Raw genomic sequence first — 1,523 nt, 5'->3', positions numbered from 1 at the left:
CTTTAGCATCTCAGCAAACAGAGGGCCAAATGCCTCTTTATCATTCACATCCAAAAACTCCAACAACCCACTAATTAATCCAGGGTACAAAGAAAATGCGTATGCAACCTCACCGATACGTAATTTATATACAATTTCCAATGCCAGCTTTTCTAACTCTTTAAATTCCATCATATCATCAAACTCACACCATCAATTTTTGCACTTTCTTTTGAAAAAGATCGAAAAACAACATTTTTATTTAAAGATATATAAATTTCTAAATCTCTCATAAATGCAATTAGTGCTGGTCTTGACATGATCTCTTGTCCGTTGTAATTAGTCACCCTGGTTTTAAAATTTGCTTTTTTTCTGGCAGCAGAGTTTTCTGCATGAGTGTAGCCACTAGGATAACCAAAATCCGCGCCGACCAACCTGACTTCCTTAGCACCTAACTTAACAGCAAGATCTACAGCGCAATGTGTAACTGTACCAGAACAATAAAGCTTTTTTAGTTTTAAAGTACTCTGCACCCTATTAAAAACTGAATCATTGGTTTTAAAGATACACCTTAATCCCGGCCAAGACTGCAACATCTTATGTGGTATAGTTGGAGAGTAAACAAATATCGAGTCTTTAAGTATATCTTTATTTGATATAACTTTAAAATGATCAACCATATTATCATGGCCATCAATTGCAATAACAAATTCCGGAACTATACCACCCTTAATCAATGGATTAACTGCTGTAGATACTGCTATCAAACAGTCAGACTTTATTGGATTATCTATATAAGACTGAATAGTTTCCCCACCAGCAATCACAGTAATAGTTTTATCTTTATACTGATTAAAATACTCACTTACACTTTTATCAATTTTTATATATTCATCATTCTCTACAATATTTTTTATATCGTAATTCAGCTTTCTATCTTCCAATCTTTTTTTCTTCAAACTTTCATCCAACTCCATTATCACCCTATCTCTAAGAGGATGCGCTCCTTTTTCAGCTAAAATCAACTCAGCATAAACATTCAAAAAAGGTTTACTTGGATATTTCAACTCTCCTGCAAAAAAAAGATTAACTCTTTTATCATCAATCCAACTATTAGGGTATTCTTTTAATGATTCCATAAACAATCGATGATTAAAAAATACCAAATTAATTTTTTTTAATGCCATGCTGCTTCAGAATATGCTCTACAAGAAACCCGGAACCTATACCGTAAATCCATACCACTTCTTCATCTTCATCCAAAACTGACGCTTGTACTTCTGCTTCTTTCTCTGGATTAAATGCACTTGATATGTGACACCCTTCATGAACCAAAACTTTATGAGGTGTATCCCCTGTAACGGTACTATTCTCTGCTAACTTTTTTTTCAGCTTGTTTTTGAATCTTGGCCATCTTTGATGAATTATTTTAAGTTTCTCTTCCAGAGATTTATCACTCACAAACCACCTCATTCAATATATTAATAATGAGTTCAATTTATATTTCCCTCACACTCAATTATTATATATTGTGCAAAAAAAAC

Annotated in this window: 2 protein-coding genes; both read right to left on the bottom strand. The window is 33.0% G+C overall.

Annotated features, from left to right (window positions below; genetic code table 11):
- Nucleotides 1-170 precede the first annotated feature (170 nt).
- Nucleotides 171-1,166, bottom strand: coding sequence for a motility associated factor glycosyltransferase family protein (locus LH51_RS18370; RefSeq protein WP_036525082.1), 996 nt, complete (start codon nt 1,164-1,166; stop codon nt 171-173).
- Nucleotides 1,147-1,440, bottom strand: coding sequence for a hypothetical protein (locus tag LH51_RS18365; protein ID WP_144244331.1), 294 nt, complete (start codon nt 1,438-1,440; stop codon nt 1,147-1,149). Before LH51_RS18365 ends, LH51_RS18370 begins: the two co-directional genes overlap by 20 nt.
- Between the last annotated feature and the right edge of the window lie 83 nt (nt 1,441-1,523).

It is taken from the genome of Nitrincola sp. A-D6 (assembly GCF_000764495.1).
GTDB lineage: Bacteria > Pseudomonadota > Gammaproteobacteria > Pseudomonadales > Balneatricaceae > Nitrincola.
The sequence above is the reverse complement of the archived record's forward strand: the minus strand, read 5'-3'. Positions and strand labels throughout refer to the sequence as shown.